This window comes from Pleomorphochaeta sp. DL1XJH-081 (genome assembly GCF_049310885.1).
Taxonomy (GTDB): Bacteria; Spirochaetota; Spirochaetia; order Sphaerochaetales; family Sphaerochaetaceae; genus CAYZJV01.
Genome location: NZ_JBMDYO010000139.1, coordinates 1 through 261, shown reverse-complemented (window position 1 = coordinate 261; position 261 = coordinate 1). Strand labels below are relative to the sequence as shown.

At 57.1% G+C, this 261-nt stretch carries 1 pseudogene; it reads left to right on the top strand.

The features are described from left to right. Positions 1 to 261, top strand: a pseudogene (gene queF / locus ACODJP_RS14225) (NADPH-dependent 7-cyano-7-deazaguanine reductase QueF); the annotation flags it as partial.

The following is a 261-nucleotide window of genomic DNA, read 5'->3' as shown; positions in this document are numbered from 1 at the left end:
CCGATACCAGCCTCAATCTGGTGGAGTCGAAAAGCTTTAAGCTCTATCTCAACAGCTTTAACCAGACCCGTTTCGCCAGCTGGCAGGACGTTGCAGAGACGCTGACTCGCGATCTCAGCGCCTGCGCGCAGGGGGAGGTGAAGGTATCGCTCTACCGCCTGGATGAACTGGAAGGCCAGCCGATTGCCCGCCTGCACGGCACTTGCATCGACGATCAGGATGTCGAGATCGATAACTATCAGTTCAGCGCCGATTACCTGC